The sequence below is a fragment of the Flavobacterium gelidicaeli genome (assembly GCF_013294005.1).
In the GTDB taxonomy this organism is placed as follows: Bacteria; Bacteroidota; Bacteroidia; order Flavobacteriales; family Flavobacteriaceae; genus Flavobacterium.
Map to the genome: position 1 here is coordinate 15121 of NZ_JABSNK010000011.1, position 21123 is coordinate 36243.

Here is a 21123-nt window from a genome sequence, read left to right on the forward strand (position 1 = left end):
TAAGCACCTTCTTGTTAAGTGATTTCAAATGATTGTTAACGAGTTGTTAATAGCTCGAATTAAATGTATTTTTTAGTAATATTACATTTTAAAAGTATCATAATTGAAGATCAACAAACTCAACAGTATCATTCTAATAGGATTAATTGCTATTATAGGCATCTTAATCGCTCAATTACTATGGACTAAAGAAGCTTTTACCATTGAAGAAACTAAATTCAGTCAAAAAACGCACATCGCTTTACTTGAAGTCGCTAAAAAACTATATCAAAATACTACTCGTGAACTCCCATTTGAAAATCCAGTAAAAAAAATAGCTAATGATTATTATATTGTAAACATCGACAACGATTTTGAACCCACAATTTTAGAATTTTATCTAAAAACAGAATTCAAGAAAATCAATCTCAATACTGATTTTGAATACGCTGTTTACAACTGCCTAAGCCAAGAAATGGTTTATGGCAACTATGTTTCATTAGACAACGACAATAAAAAAGCCATTACGGTAAATTTTCCAAAACATAAAAATCTGGTTTATTATTTTGCTATTCGGTTTCCTAATGAAAATAATTATTTGTTTAGTTCATTGCGTTTTTGGTTCATATTATCGTTTGTTTTAATTCTGATTTTAGTGATTTACGTTTACTCTATTTTTACTATTTTGCAACAAAAAAAATACTCTGAACTACAGCGTGACTTCATCAATAACATGACGCATGAATTTAAAACCCCTTTATCCTCCATTTTAATTGCTTCAAATTACTTGATTAAACAAAATCCTATAAAAGATGATGAACGACTACAAAAGTACACCCAAAGCATTATCACGCAAGGAAACAAACTCAATCAACATATAGAAAAGATCTTAAATATCGCTAAATATGACCACTCTCCTTTAGCACTAAACAAGGAAGAGTTATCACTTATCCCTATTTTAAAAGATACTATTGAGAGTTTTAATCTAAAAAATGAAAAAGCCATTATAACTATTGAAAATGACACTGCTAATTACTTTATCACAGTTGATCCTTTTCATTTCACAAATTTGGTTTATAATCTTATCGATAACGCTATAAAATACTGCGATGAAAATCCCGTAATTAAAATCAAAGTAACAACTGAAAAAGAATATATCTCATTGCAATTTATTGATAATGGTATTGGAATAAATGACAAACACAGCCCCTTTATTTTTGATAAATTCTATAGAGTTACTAATCAAAAAAGCAATGAAATCAATGGATTTGGAATAGGTTTGTATTATGTTAAAAAAATATGCACATTACACCATTGGAAAATATCCATAAATAACAATCCTAAAAAAGGCATCACGATAACTCTTTTAATACCTACAAAATAATGCGCGTTTTTAAAATTTTATATACTGAAGATGATGAAACACTCGCCTTTTTAACTAAAGATAATTTAGAACAAAACGGTTATGAAGTAACTCATTTTACCAATGGCAAAGCCGCATTAGAAAGCTATGAAAAAGACACTTTTTCTATTTGTGTTTTTGATATTATGATGCCTAAAATGGATGGTTTTGAATTAGCTACTCAAATTAGAAAAACCGACACTAATATCCCCATCATTTTCCTTTCGGCAAAAACATTAAAGGAAGACCGCATTAAAGGTTTGCGACTAGGCGCCGATGATTATCTAGTCAAACCATTTAGTATTGAAGAGTTACTGTTGAAAATTGAAATTTTTATAAAACGTTCTCAAAAAAGCACTGTTAATAATGGTGCTTTTTTCCGCGTTGGTAAATATCATTTTGATACAAATAATTTCTTTTTAACTAATGAAAATGAAAAAATCAGTCTCACACAACGCGAAGCTGAACTATTGAAATTATTTTTAGAAAACAAAAATACAGTTTTAAAAAGAGAGCAAATATTAACCACACTTTGGGGTGATGACGACTATTTTATGGGACGTAGTTTAGATGTTTTTATTTCCCGCTTGCGAAAAATATTGGCTAACGAAAAAAACATTTTAATTGAAAACTTACACGGAATAGGTTTTAAATACACCGAAGAATTACAAAACTAACAATCCAAATTCTCGTAATGTATTAATGGGTTTTGAGAACCAAAAAAGCTCAAAATCCTCTAGATTCGTTTCAAAATCTGCCTTTATTTCTTGAAAGCTGTGCACCTTAGAATTTGTTACCTTCATTTTTTCTAAAGCAACAAGTAACCAGTCCCCTAATTCTTTATTTAATTGAATGCTAAAACTTTCTTTTTTATCATGAAACGTAAGTGCTACCATTTCCCACGAGTTTCCTTTTTTAGATTTGGTAAACGCTTCCGCAAAAGGCTTCCCTCCTAACCAAACAATTTTAGCGTTAGGTTTCACACTTAAAAAACCATCGTCTTGCAAGGCATTAAAAATAAAGTCATCAGGGATTTTAGTCTTTGGGATTTTAAAATCAAACCAATCTTGCAACTCATAATCAAAACAAATTCCGTGCATGAAATTGAATAATGATTTCTTAAGTCCAAAACTAAATTTATCATGATCTATTCCCGTTGAGTCGGTATAATTAATATCATTATTAGCAAACGTTCCTATAGCTTCCGTTTCTTTTACTACTCCAAATTTTTCTGGAAACATTCCCACAGGACTGTGCGCCGTCATCGCAAACTGATGCCAAAATCCTGACTGCAAAACACCTGCTTCAAACAGCTGACGCACCATTTCTAGACTATCTACCGTTTCCTGAATGGTTTGTGTAGGATAACCGTACATTAAATAGGCATGCACCATAATTCCGGCTTCAGTAAAATTACTATTCACTTTAGCCACCTGCTCTACAGTAACTCCTTTATCTATCAATTTCAACAACCGATCAGAAGCCACTTCAAGACCACCAGAAACAGCAATGCAACCAGAAGCTTTCAATAACAAACACAAATCAGCGGTAAAGCTTTTTTCAAATCGAATGTTTGTCCACCATGTAACCGATAATTTTCTGCGTAGAATTTCTATCGCTAAGGCACGCATTAAGGCTGGAGGCGCAGCTTCATCAACATAATGAAAACCATTCTCACCTGTTTGTTCCATCATTTCCTCCATACGATCACACAGCAAACTTGCCGCTACGGGTTCGTAGATTTTTATATAATCTAATGAAATATCACAAAAGGTACACTTACCCCAATAACAACCATGTGCCATGGTCAATTTATTCCAGCGTCCATCGCTCCACATTCTATGCATAGGATTTACGATTTCGATTACCGAAATATATTTATCCAAATGCAAATCAGAATAATCAGGGGTTCCTACTTGCGCTTGTTTATAATCTGGTTTTAATGAATTATTTTTGTAAACAACTTTTCCATCTTCTAGAATAAATGTTCTTTTAAAAGAATTATGATCAGGATTTTCTACATTATTTATCAATTCTTCTACTGGCACTTCACCATCATCTAAAGTGATAAAATCAAAAAATTCAAAAACACGAGCATCAGATAAAGAGCGTAGCTCAGTATTTGGAAACCCACCTCCCATCGAGATTTTAATATCTGGATAGTTCCTTTTTACCCATTGAGCCGATCGAAACGCACTGTATAAATTCCCTGGAAAGGGTACAGAAATCAAGAAAATAGTAGGCTGTACTGTTTCAATTTTTTCTTTTAGTATCGAAAGCAAAACTGCGTCTATATAGGTAGGTTCTTGCTGTAAGACAGTATATAATTCGTCAAAAGAATTCGCTGACCTCCCTAAACGTTCAGCATAACGGCTGAAACCAAAATTTGCATCAACACATTCCACAATAAAATCAGAAATATCTTCAAGATATAATGTAGCGAGATGCTTTCCCTTATCTTGCGTTCCCATAGTCCCAAAAGCCCAATCTAATTCTTCAAGCTGTGCAAAACGAGAGGCTTCAGGTAAATAATCTTCCTGACAAATTTGTAACGCTAATGTTGGGTTCTTTCCTTGTAAAAAGGCTATTACTCCGTCAATTGTTTTAATGTATTCGTCTTGTAAGGCAAAAATACGTTTGGAATTATCAGAGATTGTAGTAACTTCATTTGCAATGTCAAACATCTCTTTCAAACCTTTTTTAGAAAATAATTCCAAAATCACTTCAATTCCTAAATCCGCATGAACTGATTCGACATCAATTGTATTCAAGAACCCTTTAATGTAAGCAGTTGCAGGATACGGCGTATTTAATTGTGTAAAAGGAGGCGTAATTAGAAAAAGTTTCGTTTTCAAAGGGAATAAATTTTCTGCAAAAATAAGCTATTTTATACCAACAATATAAATATATGCAAGTATCTCAACCTACTAAAATTTGTGCTCCTCTTTACTGATCATTAAAAGCGAAAATAAAGAGATACAAGCGGCAGCAGTTAAATAAAAACCAACATAAGTTAAACCATAATGTGTTGCTAACCAAATAGCAATCATAGGCGCAAATGCGGCTCCAATGATCCCTGCCATATTAAACGCTAATGAGGTTCCTGAGTAACGAACATTTGTAGGAAATAATTCTGATAAAAAAGTTCCTAAAGGTCCATAAGTAAAACCCATTAATATCATCCCAACACATAAAAACAAAGTCACAAGAAAAGGACTTCCAGAGTTTAGAAAAAAAGAAAACACAAAACCAAAAAGAGCAATAGCTATTGTTGTACAAACAAGCATTTTTCTACGTCCAATACGATCTGCAATTAAAGCAGATACTGGAATAAAAAGCGCAAAAAACAATACCGAAAATAATTGCATTAACAGAAAATCTCTTTTTGAATAACCCAAATCAGATGTTGCCCAGCTCAAAGGAAAAACAGTCATTAAATAAAAAACTAAGAAAGTTGTTATGGCTGCAAATGTGCCAAAAATCAATTGGTTCTTGTAAAACTTCACTAACGTAAAAAAAGGAATTTTCACTTCTTCTTTTTCTTTTTTTACATTTTCAAGAGCAGGAGTCTCCGTAATTTTTAATCGAATGTAAAACCCTAGAACTACTAAAAGCGAACTCGATATAAAAGGAATTCTCCAGCCGTAGTCAAGAAAATCTTGAGGAGACATTGTATCAGTTAAAATTAAGAAAGTTCCACCTGAAAGTAGCAAACCTATAGGTGCGCCAAGTTGAGGAAACATACCATACCAAGCACGTTTATTTGGAGGTGCATTCTCAATAGCGAGCAATACCGCTCCGCCCCATTCTCCGCCTAAACCCACACCTTGACCGAAACGACAAAGCATTAACAATAAAGGCGCTGCTATTCCTATGCTTGTATAACTAGGTAAAAAACCAATACTAACCGTTGAAATACCCATGGTCAGTAAAGCAATTTACTAGTGTTGTTTTACGTCCTACTTTATCACCATAATGCCCAAATACCGCCGAACCTAAGGGGCGTGATAAAAAAGCGATTGAAAAAGTGGCCAATGATAACAATACGGAATTAGTACTATCAGCTGAAGGAAAAAATAATTGAGGAAATACTAAAACTGCTGCGTTAGCATAAATATAAAAATCAAAAAACTCTATCGTTGTTCCTATTAAACTACCAAAAAGTACATGCTTTACTGAATTCGTATTGGTTGATTTTTTTTCCATTGTAGTGATTAATTTTATCCTTATAAAAGTCAGCCTTATTTTTTATAACAGCAAATGTTTATTAGCCTTTTTATAGACGTATCCAAAAAAAAGAAAATCTATCAAAAAACTTACTATTAAAAAATCATTATCTTATTGTAAACAATAAAAACGTAAGAATACCTTTTAAAAACTATTCTGTTTAAATAATTCATGATATAATTAATTAGCGGTTTCAAATAGCCATAAGCTATTAAGCGGATTCTTTATTCATTAAAAACTCCCAATATAATCGCCGCATTTTAACTTTGGTATAAACCAAAACCCTTATTAACATTATGTTTCTTTCTTAAAATCAAAATAAAAAAGCAACTAATCAAAATAGGAATACTGCAATTTTACGGCTATAAAAAATGATTTAATTATTTAATACACAGTTCAAATGAGGATTCATTGAATTTAAAATAGTTTTAATAAGGTTATTTGTTTTTTCCTAATTTAATACGTAAAATTACAAAACAATTAACACAAAATTAATATAGCCACTTTTATTACATTGAAAATAAACCACAAAAATATTGCAACTACATCTGAAGATTCCCAATTATGGAGCCGATTGAAAGCGGGAGATGAAAAAGCTTTTTCAATACTATTTGAGAGATATTATGAGCATTTAGTTCGTTATGGAAATTCCTTTTCAAATTATTCCGAGAAAATCCAAGATTGTGTGCAAGATGTATTTACTGATATTTGGATATACAAAGAATCATTAAGTGACACTACTAATGTTAAAGCGTACCTATTATCAAGTGTTCGTAAAAGATTTTCTAGACTTCAAGAGCGAGATAGGGTTTTTAACAAAGTTACATCAACTGATGTTACTAATTTTTTATTTGAATTTTCGATTGAACATCAATTAATATCTGATGAAATAACTGCTACTAAAGTATTCCAGTTAAATAAACTTATTAACCTCTTACCTTCAAGGCAAAAAGAGGCTTTATACCTTAGATACAATCAAGGTTTAAACGTAGAGCAAATTGCTGACATGCTTGAAGTGAATTACCAATCAGCTAATAATTTATTACATCGCGCATTACTTAATTTGCGTAAAGATTGGAGCGGCTCTATTCCCTTACTGACACTACTATCACTTAGTGTATTATAATTATTTCTTAAAGAAATTAAAAAAAAACCATAATTTACTGAGTATACAATAAAGAAACTGTCCTTTATATGTTTGTAACCTTATTTTTAAAATGCAAAGACGCAATCAATATACAGAAATAGAAGACTTTTTAGCAGATGCCTCTTTCCTTTCATGGGTACGTTCAAATGTTGATCGTGATCATTGGGAAGAATGGACCCTTGAAGATGCTAAACGTGCTAAGTTAGTAGAGACTGCACGTTTGTGGGTTTTAGCTATGAAAGTACCTGAAAATTCTTTTTCTACCGCAACAGTTCAATCAGCACTAGTCGCTACTTGGAATAAAATTGAAAAAAAGGAAGATGCTATTTCAAATAAACCTGTAGTAAAATTATGGAATAGAAATTGGCTAAGGTCTATAGCAGCAGTTTTGGTTTTTGGATTACTCGCTACTTGGACCTATAGTCATTTATTTATATCAAATGACACTACACAAATTTATAATGAACTTATCGATGAGAATAATGAAGGCTTAGTAGAACAAACCAATAATTCTGACAAACCACAAATTATTACTTTATCTGACGGAAGTTCTGTTTTATTACAACCTAAGAGTAAATTAAGTTATCCAAAAACTTTTACTGGAACAGAAAGAAGAGTGTATTTATCAGGAGAAGGCTTTTTTGAAATTAGTAAAAATCCACAAAAACCATTCTTAGTTTATGCCAACGAAATTGTCACTCGAGTTATAGGTACAAGTTTTAAAGTTACTGCTTATGCAAATAAACCAAATATTGAAGTGCTTGTTAGGACAGGAAAAGTTAAAATTGAATCTAACAAAGCGATAATGAATAATGATAAAAATGAAGACATCACTTTATTGCCTAATGAAGCTATTCGCTTTACACGCCAGGATCTAAAATTTAAAAAAATAACTGATATTACTAAAGATGAAGTTTTAATAAATTCCTTAAGTAATATCGAGCAACTTAGTTTTGATTTTACTGACATCCCGGTTAGTCAAATTTTTAAAACAATTGAACAAGCCTACCTAGTTAATATTGACTACCCAAAAGAAAAATTAAAAAACTGTCACTTAACAACTTCACTAAATGACCAACCTTTACCTGAGAAACTAAAAATTATATGTAAAGCTCTAGGAAACAATACAAACTATGAAATGAATGGAAATCAAATTATCATCGATTCAGATGGTTGTAATTAAACCAGTAATGCCTATGTAAAGTTAAAACTAAAAAAAACGCCGAAAATGCTGTAACATAATCGACGTTTAAATGAAATCAAATTGTCTTCTGTAAAAAGCAATTTGTGTTGTTCTATAATACCCGATAATAAGTACTAATAAAAACCAAAATTATGAAAAAACCTGTTGTTAAACAACGATTACTCTTTCGAATCATGAAAATAACCCTATTCCAACTCTTGTTGGCTTTTGTGTTTTCAACTGTAACTATGGCAAATAGTGTAAATGGTCAAAAGAAACTAGATACTAAAGTTACCTTAAGTATCGAAAACTTAACTTTATACAATGCTTTAGTAAAACTTGAAAAGACGGCGAAAGTTAAATTCTCTTACAATTCAAGAATAAGCCAATTGAATCAAAAAGTGAATTACAAGGCTAATGATGAACTATTATCATCAATACTTAGCAATATTTTAAAGCCTCTTAATATTACTTACTCTGAGGTAAGCAATCAAATTGTATTACAAAACGAAACGGCATTAGCGAATGACTTAACACTTAATCTAGTTAACGGTTTAAATAGTGTTTTATTTGCTAAAACTGTTACAGGAAAAGTACTTGATGACAAAGGTAACCCTTTACCTGGTGCTACAATTTTAGTAAAAGGTACTAGAGTAGCAGTAATGACAGATTTTGACGGTAAATTTACTATTGATATGCCTGGAAATACTACAACTTTAGTTATTTCCTATATTGGTATGCAAACACAAGAAGTTGTTGCAAAAGCTACTCCTATGACTATTATATTAGCAGAGGTAGGACAAAAATTAAATGAAGTGGTAATTACTACTGGATACGAAAAAACATCAAAAAGAACTTTTACAGGTGCTATTAGTAGAATATCTGAAAAGGATTTACTAGTAGAAGGTGTAGTTGATATCAGTAGAATGATTGAAGGAAAAGCTGCTGGTGTTACAGTACAAAATGTAACAGGAACTTTTGGAACAGCTCCTAAAATTACCGTACGTGGATCTTCTTCTATTTTTGGAGATACTAAACCTCTTTGGGTAATTGACGGTATTGTTCAAGAAGACATCGTGAATTTATCTTTTGCTGATTTAGCATCTGGAAATTCTGAAACTTTATTAAGTTCTTCTATTGCAGGACTAAATCCTAATGACGTACTAAGCATTGAAATATTAAAAGATGCATCAGCTACCTCTATTTATGGGTCAAGATCTTTAAACGGTGTTGTAGTAGTAACTACTAAACAAGGTAGACGTGAAGCACCATTAAGTATTACCTATTCATTAGAGCAAACAGCGAGAGTTGTACCTAGCTATAATCAATATGATATTTTAAATTCTCAAGAAACAATGGGAATCTTAAAAGAAATTGAATCTAAAGGTTTCTTTGGCTTACCAGATACTTCACAAGGTCGTTATGGAGGAGTTTATAATATTCTTGCGAACGCTATAAACACATATGACACCACTAATGGAGCTTTTGGTGTTAAAAATGATGAACCAAGTAGAAATGCTTTCTTAAAAAAATATGAATTAGCAAACACAAACTGGTTTAAAACATTATTTAGACCTTCAATAACACAAAATCATTCATTAAGTTTAAGTGGTGGTGGTAAAAATAGTACTTACTATGCGTCACTTGGTTTTTATAGCGATCCAGGATGGACTATTGCAGATAAAGTAAATCAATTAACATCAAACATTAAGAGTACTTTTTTCATTAATGACAAATTAAAATTAGCTTTATCAACACAAGCTTCTGTAAGAAATCAAGCTGCTCCAGGGAGTTACGATAGCCTTAAAGATGGTGTAAACGGAAGTACCACCAGAGATTTTGATATCAATCCTTTTAGCTATGTATTAAATACAAGTAGAACTTTAAGACCTTATGATGATAATGGAAACTATGAGTACTATAGAAATAACTGGGCTCCAATAAACATTATTGAAGAGTTGAAAAATAATTACATGGACATCAATGTAAAAGATATTCGTTTTCAAGCAGATTTAGGGTATGACATAACTCCTAAATTAACTTATAACTTTACAGCTAACGCACGTTATGCTAATACAGTTAGAGAGCACAATATCCTAGAGCAGTCTAATATTGTGGGTGCTTATAACGCAATGGAAACAACAATTGTTAGAGAAGCAAATATATTTTTATATGAAGATCCTAACGATTTAACGGCTCCTAAAGTATCTGTTTTACCTAATGGTGGTATTTTAAGAAAATTCACAAACGAATTAACATCTTATAACATTAGAAATAGTTTTAATTATAAAAATGTTTTTAATGATGATCATGAATTCGAAGCTTTATTTGGTCAAGAATTAAGATCAGTTGATAGAAGTAATGATAACTTTACTGCTTATGGCTTACAATATGACAGAGGCTTAACTGCTTTTACAGATCCTAGAATTCTTGAAAAAATAATTAATGGTGGAGAATCATATTATGGTTTCAATGAAGAAAGAGAAAGAACAGTTGGTTTCTTTGGTAAAGTAGGATATACTTATGATAGACGTTACACTGGGTCAATCACAGGACGTTATGATGGATCTAATAGACAAGGTAATAGTACTTCTTCAAGATGGCTACCTACCTATACTTTTAGTGGTAAATGGAATATTATGGAAGAAGATTTCATGAAAAACATTAACACAATTAATAACTTAAGCTTAAGAGGTTCTTACGGTTTAACAGCAACTGCAGGACCTGCAACAAACTCTCTAGCAATTTACAAGAGCTTTATTACTGATCGTCTTAACTTATCAAACAGAGAAACTGGTTTAGATATTGATGAACTTCAAAATGCTGATTTAACTTGGGAAAAACAATTTGAAACTAACATTGGTTTAGACTTAGGTATGTTTAACAATAGAGTTCAGTTCACTACTGATGTATATAGCCGTAAAGCTTTTGATCTAGTTGATTTTGTTACAACTTCAGGAATTGGAGGTCAAAAATTAAAAAGAGGAAATAATGCTGATATGGAAACTAAAGGTATTGAAATGTCTTTAACAACTAGAAACCTTAATGACACAAGATTAAAATGGACTACCTCTTTTAACTTTTCTATTTATGATCAAAAAATAACGAAGTTACAAAACAACCCTCAAGTATTAGGTTTAGTTGATGGTACTGGAGGAAACACTGTAGGACACCCAAGAAACGGGCTATATTCATACCAATTTACCGGATTGACAAACCAAGGTTTACCAACATTTGTTATGGCAAATGGTGAGCAAGACAATATTGCTGGTGCTAATTTTCAGGATTCAGAAGATGTTACAAAATATTTAAAATATGAAGGATCTATCGAACCTAATAAATCAGCAGGTATTTCAAATACTTTCACTTATGACAATTGGTCTTTAAACATCTTTATCGTTGCTGCTGGTGGTAATAAAGTACGTTTAAACCCAATTTATGCTAGTGAATATGACGATCTTACTGTTTTTACTAAAGAATTCACAAACAGATGGATTAACCCTGGTGATGAAGCACTTACTAACATACCCGTAATCGCTGACCAACGTTTGATTGCTAATTACAATGCGCAATCAAAAAATTTAGAAATAGCATACAATACTTATAACTTTTCTAATGAGCGTGTAGCTGATGGTACTTTTGTAAGATTGAAAAACGTTTCTCTAACTTATGAATTCCCTAAAGATTTAAAGAAAAATCTAGGCGTTAATACGTTTTCATTAAAAGCTTCAACAGCGAATCCGTTACTAATTTATTCTGATAAAAAATTAAACGGACAAGATCCTGAATTTTACAGAACTGGAGGAGTTTCTCAACCAATTACTAGCCAATACACATTCTCACTTAACGTATCATTTTAATAAAAAAACATGAGAAAAATAAAAATAACCCTATCCCTCTTAGTTATACTAGGACTTAGTAGTAGTTGTGATGATTTCCTTTCGGAAGTTCCAGACAACAGAACACAATTAGACACACCAGAAAAAATTTCAGAAATATTAGTTAAAGCATATCCAGAAGCTAATTATATGGAATTTGCTGAAACAATGACTGATAATGTTTTTGACAGCGGTGATTTAACACTTACTACTGTTAAAAACAGTCAAAATTACAACTGGGAAATGCAGGAGAACATTGCTCAAGATACTCCTTCTAATTATTGGGATGCTTGCTATACAGCAATTGCGCACGCTAATCAAGCCTTAGATGCAATTGAAAAATTAGGAGATCCTTCTAATTTATTACCTCAAAAGGGAGAAGCTTTATTAGCTAGAGCCTATTCACATTATATGTTAGTAAGTCTATTTTCTAAAAGGTACAATCCTGCAACTGCTAAAACAGATCTAGGTATTCCTTACATATTAAAGCCTGAAACTGTATTACTTGCTCAATATAAAAGAAACTCTATTGAAGAAGTTTACAAGTTAATTAAAGCCGATTTAGAAGAAGGATTAGCCTTTGTAACAAGTGACTACAAACAACCTAAATTTCACTTTAATAGAGCTGCAGCAAATGCTTTTGCTAGTCGTTTCTATACTGTAATAGGAGATTGGGATAGCGTTTTAGATGTTTCTAATGAATTAGGAAATAAACCTGGTTCTCAATTAAGAGATTATCAATCTTACTTAGATGTAGACTTTGAAACAGGTACTCGAAAATATTCTGATGAGGGTGAAAACACAAATCTTTTGATAGCTTCTGCATCTTCTATTTACTCTAGAAGTTTTTACATAAATAGGTTTCAATTAACGGGTGCAGATAGAGACTTGATGCTTGGTGCAAATACTAATTTAGTTAATAAAACGTATTTATATAGACCACTCTCTTATAATGGCCAAACTACCCTTTTTATTCCAAAATTTGTAGAATATTTCAGATATACAAACGCTAACGCAGGTATTGGTCAACCGTTTGATGCACTAGTTCTATTAAGCAATGACGAGCTATTCTTAAATAGAATTGAAGCTCATGTAATGAACAACCAACTAGGTATAGCTAATGACGAAATTGATCATTTTCTATCGCTTAGAATAACTGATTATGATGCTGCAACTGATAAGGTTTCTGAGGCTAAAATAGTAGCAAAATATCCAGTGATCAGTGATGAATATACGCCGTTTTATAGCTTAACACCCGTACAAACTTCATACATTAAAGCACTTGCTGAAATGAGAAGAAGAGAGTTTCTTCACGAAGGTTTAAGATGGTTAGATATTAAACGATTTGCTTTAAAAGTAACTCACAAAGCATTCAATCAAGCTGATAATGTTTTAGAAAAAGATGATTTACGTAAAGCAATTCAGTTGCCGTTACACGTAACAAATACAGGAATAGAAAAAAACCCACGTTAATACCTTAATTAAAATGAAAAAATTAAATCTATATAAAAAAGTAGTCGTACTTTCTTCGGTTTTATTCCTAGGAGCTTGCGCAAGTGAAGACCCACTTAAAGAAAGTATTCTTGATGTGTCAATTCCAACAAAAACAACTTTAGATAATTGGATTGACACCAATTACCTTAACCCATACAATATTAATGTTCAGTATAAATGGAATCAAAATGTAGTAGACAACAATCGTTTTTTATTCCCTCCATTACAATCAAAAGTCCAGCCAGCTCTAGAAATAGTTCAAAAAATTTGGCTAGATAGTTACTCTACAGTTGGTGGAGCTGATTTTGTAAAAAAAATATCACCTAGGGAAATTGTTCTTGTTGGAGGATTAAATTTAAACACAACGGGGACAAGAACTTTAGGTTTAGCCGAAGCTGGTTTAAGAATCACCTTATTTGAAACGGATTATGTAGTAAAAAACAACCGTGAAAGCGTAAAAATGTTTGTACATACTATTCAACACGAATATATTCATATATTAAATCAAACTAAACCTTTTGATGAAAAAGCATTAGCAAAAATAACTCCAACAGGTTATACTGCTAACTGGGATGCTACATCAACTGCTGTTGCTAACGAAGAAGGTTTTATTACTGATTATGCAAGATCAAACATAAACGAAGATTTTGCTGAAATGGCATCTACAATAATAGGTAACACAGAAGATGAATACAATGCCATACTAGATGGAATAACTGATCCTGTAGCAGTAGCTAATATTAAGGCTAAAGAAGCGGTAATTGTAAAATATTTTAAAGATACATTCTCTATTAATATCTATGATTTGAGAGATGAAGTGGAAAAAAACACTATAGCAGTTACTAATTAATTTATATAAAAAACATTATGAAATTAAAAACTATAATTAATTATCTATTGGTGGCTTTTATAGCCATACAATTGGTTTCTTGTGATAACAAAGAAACCCTCGATTCGCCTTTTGGTGCAACACCCACTGAGCGTTTAAATGCGCAACAAACAGAATTAAATGATTTACTTGAATCATCTGAATTTGGTTGGAAAGCAGTCTATTTTACAGATACAACTCAACTAGGTGGATTTACTCATGTATTTAAATTTAAAGATGGTGTTGTTGATATGGCATCAGATTATGATGATGACACTTCCATTTATTCTAGTGAATATAGTATTGAATTAGGTAGTACTGTTAGCTTACTTTTTTCTACTAAAAATAGAATACATTTATTATCCGATTCAGATAACTACCCAACATCTGCATTAAGAGGAAAGGGATATAAAGGAGACTTTCAGTTTTTATATTATGGTCAAGAAGATGGTCAAATCATTTTTAGAACTAACAGAAGTTTTGAAGAATTACGTTTTGTTAAAGCTACTGCAGCTGACTGGACTGATTTAGCAAAAGGAAGAGCAATGATACCTAATGTAATAGGAGCTACTACAAGACCTCTATTTAGGTTATTAGAAACTAATGATGGATCAAAAATAAGTCAATTTGACTTTAACTTCACTACAGCTTCACGTTATGCTGTAGCCAATTCTATTGAATCAGGATCTAGTTTTTCATACAACATGGGGATTGCATATACCCCTACAGGAATTATTGTTAGTCCTGCAGTAAAAATAGGCTCACAGAGCTTGTCTGAATTTACTTACGAAGAAAGTACTGGAAGTTTTAATGCCACTGGTACAGGAGGAGTTACGGCAACTATTAGATATTCTAATAAACCGCTAGTTATTACTGATGATTATTTAGCTCTCTTAGATGGAAATCCATCAACTGCTTTTGGTTATATAACTAGATTTTTAAGCGCTGCTCCAACTAACTCTGACGTTACAAAAAATTTGTTAGCTGAAATCAATGCAAACCTCCCTGCAGGTATAGCAATAGATAGAGTCCAACTTCAATTTAACACTGCATTTGGTAGTTACATAGTGTACACATTTACTGGAGGTAAAGGATCAGAATTTCATAATTTACAAGTTATTGAAGACCCTGTTAACAAAACAATCATATTTCAAGATCTTGGTTGGGATTCAGGCAGTACGCCAGCAGTATTAGCAAAAATAGATGCAGAATTACTTAACCCAAAAGGATTGTATGTAAAGCGTGAAAACTTCACATTTGGAGGACCTCCAAACAAAATATATACTTTTACAAGCGCATCTAGTAATTTCAGAATAACTACTTACGCATTTCAATAATAAATATAATAACCAATTATATTGCACCCCGAGTAACCCCAAATCTTGGGAAGAGGCTGTCTGAAAAGACAGCCTCTTTTTTTTAAAATAAATTTCTTGTTGATTTTATTATTAACATTTGAAAAATTCACAAAGCTTTCATAAACCTAAAAAGCGTAACTTTACTTTTTATTACTTTAGCATTAAATTTAGAAATTCAAACTTATGCCTACCGACTGTATCAGCTATCAAAATTCTGGATATTTCTCGCCTTTGATGAATGATTATTTAGACGAAAAATCAAACCTAGCACCACTATACAACCGTTTTCCGAAAATTGAAAACTTTGAAGCACAAATTCTTGAAAAACAAGCCAATTTTAATGATGCCTCTAGAGCGCAGCTGGTAACTGTTTTACAAAAACAATACGAAGGATTAAACATTTCCCCATTAACTAAGCAGAATATTGAAGCTCTAAAAGGTTCCAATACTTTTACCGTTACAACAGGGCACCAACTTAATTTATTTAGTGGACCACTTTATTTTTTATATAAAATTATATCTACTATTAATCTTACTAAAGAATTAAAAGAGAAATATCCTGCCTATAATTTTGTTCCTATTTATTGGATGGCGACTGAGGATCATGATTTTGAAGAAATAAACTATTTCAATTATAAAGGAAAAAAATTCAGATGGAATAAAGAAAGTACTGGACCTGTAGGGAGATTATCAACTGAAGGATTATCTGATTTTTTTGACATCTACCAGCAAGAATTAGGAACTAGCACGAACGCTACAACACTTAAAAAAATATTCAAAGAGGCGTATTTACAGCATGATAATCTAGCTAGTGCAACAAGACAGTTAGCTAATGCACTTTTTGGAGAACTAGGTTTAGTAATTATTGATGCTGATGAGCGCTCGTTGAAACAAAACTTTATTCCTTATATAAAGGAAGAACTTTTAAAACAAACTTCTCATAAAGCTGTTCTAGAAACAACTGAGCAACTAAAAGAATACAATATCCAAGTTAATCCTAGAGAGATAAACTTGTTTTATATTGAAGATGACTTACGAGAACGAATCATTCTTGAAAACAATATTTATAGCATTAACAATACTAAAATGACGTTTTCAGAAACTGAAATAATACAACTTTTAAAAAACAATCCTGAAAAGTTTAGCCCTAATGTAATTATGCGTCCACTCTATCAAGAGGTCATATTACCCAATCTATGCTACATAGGTGGTGGAGGCGAAATTGCCTACTGGCTGGAATTAAAGTCGTTCTTTAATGCTGTGAATATTACTTTCCCAATGCTTTTAGTTCGTAATTCCGTTTTATTAGCAACCGAAAAGCAAATTAAAAAAATAGATAAGCTAAAATTGAGTTGGAGCGACTTATTTGCAAAACAATCACAACTTATAAATAAAGTCACTCAAAAAAGTTCTGAATTCCCAATTGATTTAACACCTCAAAAAGAACAATTACAGCAGCAATTTAAGGCTTTGTTTGAATTAGCGAAGCAAACAGATAAATCATTTACTGGAGCTGTAAAAGCGCAAGAAGTGAAGCAAACAAAAGGATTAGAGAGTTTAGAAAAACGTTTGCTAAAAGCACAAAAAAGAAAGTTTAGCGATGAAATTGAACGCACAACCGACTTACAAAATGAATTATTTCCTAACAAAAGTTTGCAAGAAAGACAAGCTAACTTCTCTGAGTTTTATCTTGAAAGTGGCGATAATTTAATTCCGAAATTGATTGCAAGTTTGCATCCGCTAGAGCAAAAATTTGAAATTATTACGTTATAATGATTTTTGACACACTATAATAGAAAAATTGTAACATTATTAAACAAAAAAAACTATTTTTGCACAAAATCTAAAAAATAAAAAAATGGCTACTAATAGAACATTTACAATGATTAAGCCTGATGCTGTTGCTAACGGACACATCGGAAACATTCTTGCAATGATTACTAATGCAGGTTTCAAAATCGTTTCTTTAAAATTAACTCAACTTACAATTGCTGATGCACAAGCGTTTTACGCAGTTCACGCTGCTAGACCTTTCTACGGTGAATTAGTTGAATTTATGTCAAGAGGACCAATTGTTGCTGCTATTTTAGAAAAAGACAATGCAGTTGAAGATTTCAGAAATTTAATTGGTGCTACAAACCCAGCTGAAGCTGCTGAAGGAACTATCCGTAAAGCATACGCTACTTCTATTGGAGAAAATGCAGTTCACGGTTCTGACAGTGATGAAAACGCAGCTATCGAAGGTGCTTTCCATTTTGCAGGAAGAGAGCAGTTCTAATAAGAAAATACAGTACACTCTTTTTATATTCGAAAATAAAAAAAGAGCTCTTTATAAAAGTGGACGTTAATCTTAACGTCCACTTTTTTTTGTCCACTTTTTTGTACCTTTATTAGAGTACCAAGAACCACTAAAGTATAGTACTTTATTTATCCCATCAAGCGCAGTTAAAATACGGTAACATGTCTCTATTTCGTTCTAATGGTAATTGGATTCTGTTTTAAATAGTAATAGAAATAACTATTGTGCATTAACAATATTATAGACAATGATTTTATCTTTATAAGTAATATAGAGTTGTTTTCTATTGTCTTGTTTTTTTCGAGTAATGATAGCTACCACACAATCCTCTCCGTTCGTGTCTTTACAAACAAAGGAATATACAATATCTGATTCATTCTCTTCAGTAGGTTCATAAGCTGCAATCTCAAATAATTGAACTAAAGGTAAATAAACTACAAACCTGTTTTTTTCAGTATCTAAATTTATTGAGATAGTAACCAGCTTCAAATCAGACCAACTACCCCATTTTCCTCTTTCATTTTTTTCAAGAACACTAAAACCTGATGTTCTAAATTTATAATTTTGTGCAAAGGATTGCTGTATTCCTAAAAACAAAAAAAAAGCTATTGCATATACTTTATAATTATTCATCATGATTTCAATTAAAAACTAAAGGAAGCTACTTCGTTCTGTGCCATTTTAAATTCAGCTATCATTTCATCAATAATAGTCGCTGATGATTTTATTTCATGAATCAATCCTGCAACTTGACCTATTTCTAACTCACCTTCAATTAAATCACCTTCAAACATACCTCGTTTAGCTCTTGCTCTACCTAAAAGCGATATTAATTCCTCCTTGTTTCCGTGATTTGCATAGAGTTCTTGAACATCATTAAAAAACTTATTTTTTACCAATCGTACAGGCGCAAGCTCTTTAAGTGTTAATTGCGTCCCTCCTTCTCCTACTTCAACAATTGTTTGTTTAAAATTATCATGTGCCGATGATTCTAATGAAGCGGCAAACCTACTTCCTACTTGTACTCCATCAGCACCAAGCGCGATAGCAGCTAGCATTGCACGACCGGTACCTATTCCTCCCGCTGCAATAACCGGAATTTTTATTTTTTCTTTCACCATCGGAATCAAAGTCAACGTTGTTGTTTCATCACGTCCATTGTGTCCTCCCGCTTCAAAACCCTCAACAACAATGGCATCAACCCCTGCATCTTGTGCTTTTAAAGCAAAAACAGTACTACTTACAACATGTATCACTTGTATTCCGTTTTCTTTTAAATAAGGAGTCCAAGTTTTAGGATTACCAGCCGATGTAAAAACAATTTTCACACCTTCTTCAACAATAATCTTCATAATTTCGTCTATATTAGGATACAACATAGGAACGTTAACACCAAAAGGGTTTGTTGTGGATTTTTTACATTTTTGAATATGTTCTCGCAACACCTCTGGATACATTGACCCAGCTCCTATAAGTCCTAAACCACCTGCGTTACTCACGGCACTAGCTAATTTATAACCACTAACCCAGATCATTCCTCCTTGAATAATAGGGTATTTAATATTGAAAAGTTTGGTAATCTTATTCATCGAATAGTACTATTTACTGTTTTATTATTTTTCCGTTTTTAACAAACGAATCTGTTTCAAATGTATAGAAATATACCCCATTACTTAAAGATTGTAATGAAATAAAACTAGATTCTTTATTTATATTTTCCTCCAAAACTTTTTTTCCTAATGTACTATAAAAATATACTTTTCCATTATTGAAATCTTTTGGTACGGGAAATTGAACTAAATCTTTAGTTGGATTAGGATAGATATAAAAATCATTAGCAATAAAGTCTCTAGCACTTAGATTTTTGGCTACAGCCAAACTAAAGTCGGGAATTCCGTATCCATAGTTATTATCTGGACTTGTAAAACGATCTGCCGATTCTACAATTATCGCTCTAATTTCTTTATTGGTTTTATCAGGTAATGCTTGCCACAAACAAGCAACCATCCCTGCTATGACTGGGCTAGAAAATGAAGTTCCATTTGCTGTGGTGATCTGGCCAAATTCATTTGATAAAACAGTCGCAAATCCTTGTGCCATTACATCTGGTTTAATTCTACTATCATACGAAGGTCCTATTGAACTAAATGAAACACGAGATTTACTACTATTAACTGCACCAATTGTCAAAACCGAAACAGCATCTGCCGGAGCAGCAATATGAGGATTAATAGAGCTTCCTGAATTACCCGCCGAAATTACGACCATCATTCCTCTACTAAAAGCAATCTCAGCACCTCTTGAAATAAATGTAGTTTGCCCATCCATTTGCGCATAAGTATGACTATAGGAACTATTATCAAAATCAAAATATCCTAATGAACTATTGATAATATCCACACCTAAGCTATCTGCTTTTTCAGCTGCTTCTACCCAAAGCGATTCTTCAACAGGGTTTTCGGCATTTTCATCCTCTGTAATGAATAAATAAAAACTTGCATCTGGTGCTGTACCCACTAACGAATTATCAATATAACCTCCCATTGTCGATAGAACAGAGGTTCCGTGCGAACTTGAAGCATAAAAATCTTCCTTTCTATTCACAAAATCATATCCTCCTAAAATTTGATTGTTATCACGTAATCTTTTAAAAGGCGCAGTAGTATTTACTCCCGGAAAACCAGCATCTAAAATGGCAACAACTTTTCCAGAACCAGTATAATTTTGCTGATGCAAAAGGTCTCCTTTTAACATTGTTATTTGGTTAGATGAAGCTCCATAATTATAATTCACCGCTGTTTCTTCTACTTTAGTGATCGCTCTAGCTTGAGTAAGCCTGTTAATTTTATTAGATTGAATTAATCGACCGGTCCCGTTTAAACTTTTATTCGCAAAATCTACTTTGTCAACAAAATCAATTGTTTTCAAGCCATTAATTGCTGTTTGAGTTCCTCTAATATGTAACGCATTTAGCCATTTAGACTTAGCCATTACCGTAATTCCTGCTACTGATTTTATGTTATTGATGTAGGTTTGATCAATAGGAATATCTTTTAAATCAAATGCAATTTTTTGATTAGCTCTTCTGTCAATAGCCCTTTGAGTGAGCATTTTTAACGGAGAATCAAGATAAGTTTGTGCATTAGACTTTTCTTTAAAGTACACCCAAGCATCCTCTTGTGCAAAAGTGATTGTTGTCATTGATAAAAAAAGTAGTAGGTAAAGCTTTTTCATAATCAATTATTAAATTAGTGTACTAAACTACTAATTATAAATAATAAAAACCAG

At 32.1% G+C, this 21123-nt stretch carries 16 protein-coding genes; 10 read left to right on the forward strand and 6 right to left on the reverse strand.

Features of this window, described 5'->3' with window-relative positions; translation table 11 throughout:
* Nucleotides 1-103 precede the first annotated feature (103 nt).
* Both HNP99_RS14280 and HNP99_RS14285 read left to right on the forward strand, forming a co-directional pair.
* Complete coding sequence (locus tag HNP99_RS14280; protein WP_173854066.1) at nt 104-1363, forward strand: sensor histidine kinase; 1260 nt, start codon at nt 104-106, stop codon at nt 1361-1363.
* A complete protein-coding gene (locus HNP99_RS14285) occupies nt 1363-2058 on the forward strand; it encodes a response regulator transcription factor (RefSeq protein ID WP_173854067.1) in 696 nt (231 codons plus the stop codon). The genes HNP99_RS14280 and HNP99_RS14285 overlap by 1 nt, the downstream gene beginning before the upstream one ends.
* Here the strand turns inward: HNP99_RS14285 and HNP99_RS14290 are convergent.
* The 3 genes from HNP99_RS14290 to HNP99_RS17715 all read right to left on the reverse strand — a co-directional run bounded on the left by HNP99_RS14290 (nt 2047) and on the right by HNP99_RS17715 (nt 5587).
* On the reverse strand, nt 2047-4236 hold the full coding sequence (locus HNP99_RS14290; protein ID WP_173854068.1) for a B12-binding domain-containing radical SAM protein: 2190 nt from the start codon (nt 4234-4236) through the stop codon (nt 2047-2049). The genes HNP99_RS14285 and HNP99_RS14290 overlap by 12 nt on opposite strands.
* 72 nt (nt 4237-4308) lie before the next feature.
* Nucleotides 4309-5304, reverse strand: coding sequence for an MFS transporter (locus HNP99_RS14295; RefSeq protein WP_254596872.1), 996 nt, complete (start codon nt 5302-5304; stop codon nt 4309-4311).
* Nucleotides 5285-5587 carry a hypothetical protein gene (locus tag HNP99_RS17715; RefSeq protein WP_254596873.1) on the reverse strand — a complete coding sequence of 101 codons (303 nt, stop codon included), beginning with the start codon at nt 5585-5587 and terminating at the stop codon, nt 5285-5287. Before HNP99_RS17715 ends, HNP99_RS14295 begins: the two co-directional genes overlap by 20 nt.
* A gap of 535 nt (nt 5588-6122) precedes the next feature.
* Between HNP99_RS17715 and HNP99_RS14300 the strand changes: the two genes are divergently transcribed.
* From HNP99_RS14300 to HNP99_RS14335, 8 genes are all read left to right on the forward strand, one after another.
* On the forward strand, nt 6123-6734 hold the full coding sequence (locus HNP99_RS14300) for an RNA polymerase sigma factor (protein WP_217424430.1): 612 nt from the start codon (nt 6123-6125) through the stop codon (nt 6732-6734).
* Between the two features lie 91 nt (nt 6735-6825).
* On the forward strand, nt 6826-7938 hold the full coding sequence (locus HNP99_RS14305) for a FecR family protein (protein WP_173854069.1): 1113 nt from the start codon (nt 6826-6828) through the stop codon (nt 7936-7938).
* Between the two features lie 152 nt (nt 7939-8090).
* Nucleotides 8091-11798 (forward strand): SusC/RagA family TonB-linked outer membrane protein, encoded by a 3708-nt coding sequence (locus HNP99_RS14310; RefSeq protein WP_173854070.1) that lies wholly within the window; start codon nt 8091-8093, stop codon nt 11796-11798.
* Nucleotides 11799-11807: 9 nt separating this feature from the next.
* Nucleotides 11808-13289 (forward strand): RagB/SusD family nutrient uptake outer membrane protein, encoded by a 1482-nt coding sequence (locus HNP99_RS14315; RefSeq protein WP_173854071.1) that lies wholly within the window; start codon nt 11808-11810, stop codon nt 13287-13289.
* 13 nt (nt 13290-13302) lie between these two features.
* On the forward strand, nt 13303-14160 hold the full coding sequence (locus tag HNP99_RS14320) for a zinc-binding metallopeptidase (RefSeq protein WP_173854072.1): 858 nt from the start codon (nt 13303-13305) through the stop codon (nt 14158-14160).
* A 17-nt stretch (nt 14161-14177) separates the two neighbouring features.
* Nucleotides 14178-15515 carry a DUF4302 domain-containing protein gene (locus HNP99_RS14325; protein WP_173854073.1) on the forward strand — a complete coding sequence of 446 codons (1338 nt, stop codon included), beginning with the start codon at nt 14178-14180 and terminating at the stop codon, nt 15513-15515.
* Between the two features lie 204 nt (nt 15516-15719).
* Complete coding sequence (gene bshC / locus HNP99_RS14330; protein ID WP_173854074.1) at nt 15720-17309, forward strand: bacillithiol biosynthesis cysteine-adding enzyme BshC; 1590 nt, start codon at nt 15720-15722, stop codon at nt 17307-17309.
* Nucleotides 17310-17394: 85 nt separating this feature from the next.
* Nucleotides 17395-17814 (forward strand): nucleoside-diphosphate kinase, encoded by a 420-nt coding sequence (locus HNP99_RS14335; protein WP_173854075.1) that lies wholly within the window; start codon nt 17395-17397, stop codon nt 17812-17814.
* Between the two features lie 240 nt (nt 17815-18054).
* On the opposite strand, the gene HNP99_RS14340 is transcribed toward HNP99_RS14335, so the two are convergent.
* From HNP99_RS14340 to HNP99_RS14350, 3 genes are read right to left on the reverse strand one after another with little or no spacing between them, the layout of a single operon-like run.
* Nucleotides 18055-18471, reverse strand: a complete 417-nt coding sequence (locus HNP99_RS14340; RefSeq protein WP_370566947.1) for a hypothetical protein — start codon at nt 18469-18471, stop codon at nt 18055-18057.
* A gap of 8 nt (nt 18472-18479) precedes the next feature.
* The gene (locus HNP99_RS14345; protein ID WP_173854076.1) at nt 18480-19424 is read right to left on the reverse strand and encodes an NAD(P)H-dependent flavin oxidoreductase; all 945 of its coding nucleotides are present in this window, start codon (nt 19422-19424) and stop codon (nt 18480-18482) included.
* A 13-nt stretch (nt 19425-19437) separates the two neighbouring features.
* On the reverse strand, nt 19438-21069 hold the full coding sequence (locus HNP99_RS14350; RefSeq protein ID WP_173854077.1) for a S8 family serine peptidase: 1632 nt from the start codon (nt 21067-21069) through the stop codon (nt 19438-19440).
* Between the last annotated feature and the right edge of the window lie 54 nt (nt 21070-21123).

What these genes read in the sequence shown, in the direction of transcription:
- HNP99_RS14285 (WP_173854067.1), top strand. Translation starts at nt 1,363, where the DNA reads ATGCGCGTTTTTAAAATTTTATATACTGAAGATGATGAAACACTCGCC.
- HNP99_RS14295 (WP_254596872.1), bottom strand. Translation starts at nt 5,304, where the DNA reads ATGGGTATTTCAACGGTTAGTATTGGTTTTTTACCTAGTTATACAAGC.
- HNP99_RS17715 (WP_254596873.1), bottom strand. Translation starts at nt 5,587, where the DNA reads ATGGAAAAAAAATCAACCAATACGAATTCAGTAAAGCATGTACTTTTT.
- HNP99_RS14305 (WP_173854069.1), top strand. Translation starts at nt 6,826, where the DNA reads ATGCAAAGACGCAATCAATATACAGAAATAGAAGACTTTTTAGCAGAT.
- HNP99_RS14310 (WP_173854070.1), top strand. Translation starts at nt 8,091, where the DNA reads ATGAAAAAACCTGTTGTTAAACAACGATTACTCTTTCGAATCATGAAA.
- HNP99_RS14315 (WP_173854071.1), top strand. Translation starts at nt 11,808, where the DNA reads ATGAGAAAAATAAAAATAACCCTATCCCTCTTAGTTATACTAGGACTT.
- HNP99_RS14320 (WP_173854072.1), top strand. Translation starts at nt 13,303, where the DNA reads ATGAAAAAATTAAATCTATATAAAAAAGTAGTCGTACTTTCTTCGGTT.
- HNP99_RS14325 (WP_173854073.1), top strand. Translation starts at nt 14,178, where the DNA reads ATGAAATTAAAAACTATAATTAATTATCTATTGGTGGCTTTTATAGCC.
- bshC (WP_173854074.1), top strand. Translation starts at nt 15,720, where the DNA reads ATGCCTACCGACTGTATCAGCTATCAAAATTCTGGATATTTCTCGCCT.
- HNP99_RS14335 (WP_173854075.1), top strand. Translation starts at nt 17,395, where the DNA reads ATGGCTACTAATAGAACATTTACAATGATTAAGCCTGATGCTGTTGCT.
- HNP99_RS14340 (WP_370566947.1), bottom strand. Translation starts at nt 18,471, where the DNA reads ATGATGAATAATTATAAAGTATATGCAATAGCTTTTTTTTTGTTTTTA.
- HNP99_RS14345 (WP_173854076.1), bottom strand. Translation starts at nt 19,424, where the DNA reads ATGAATAAGATTACCAAACTTTTCAATATTAAATACCCTATTATTCAA.
- HNP99_RS14350 (WP_173854077.1), bottom strand. Translation starts at nt 21,069, where the DNA reads ATGAAAAAGCTTTACCTACTACTTTTTTTATCAATGACAACAATCACT.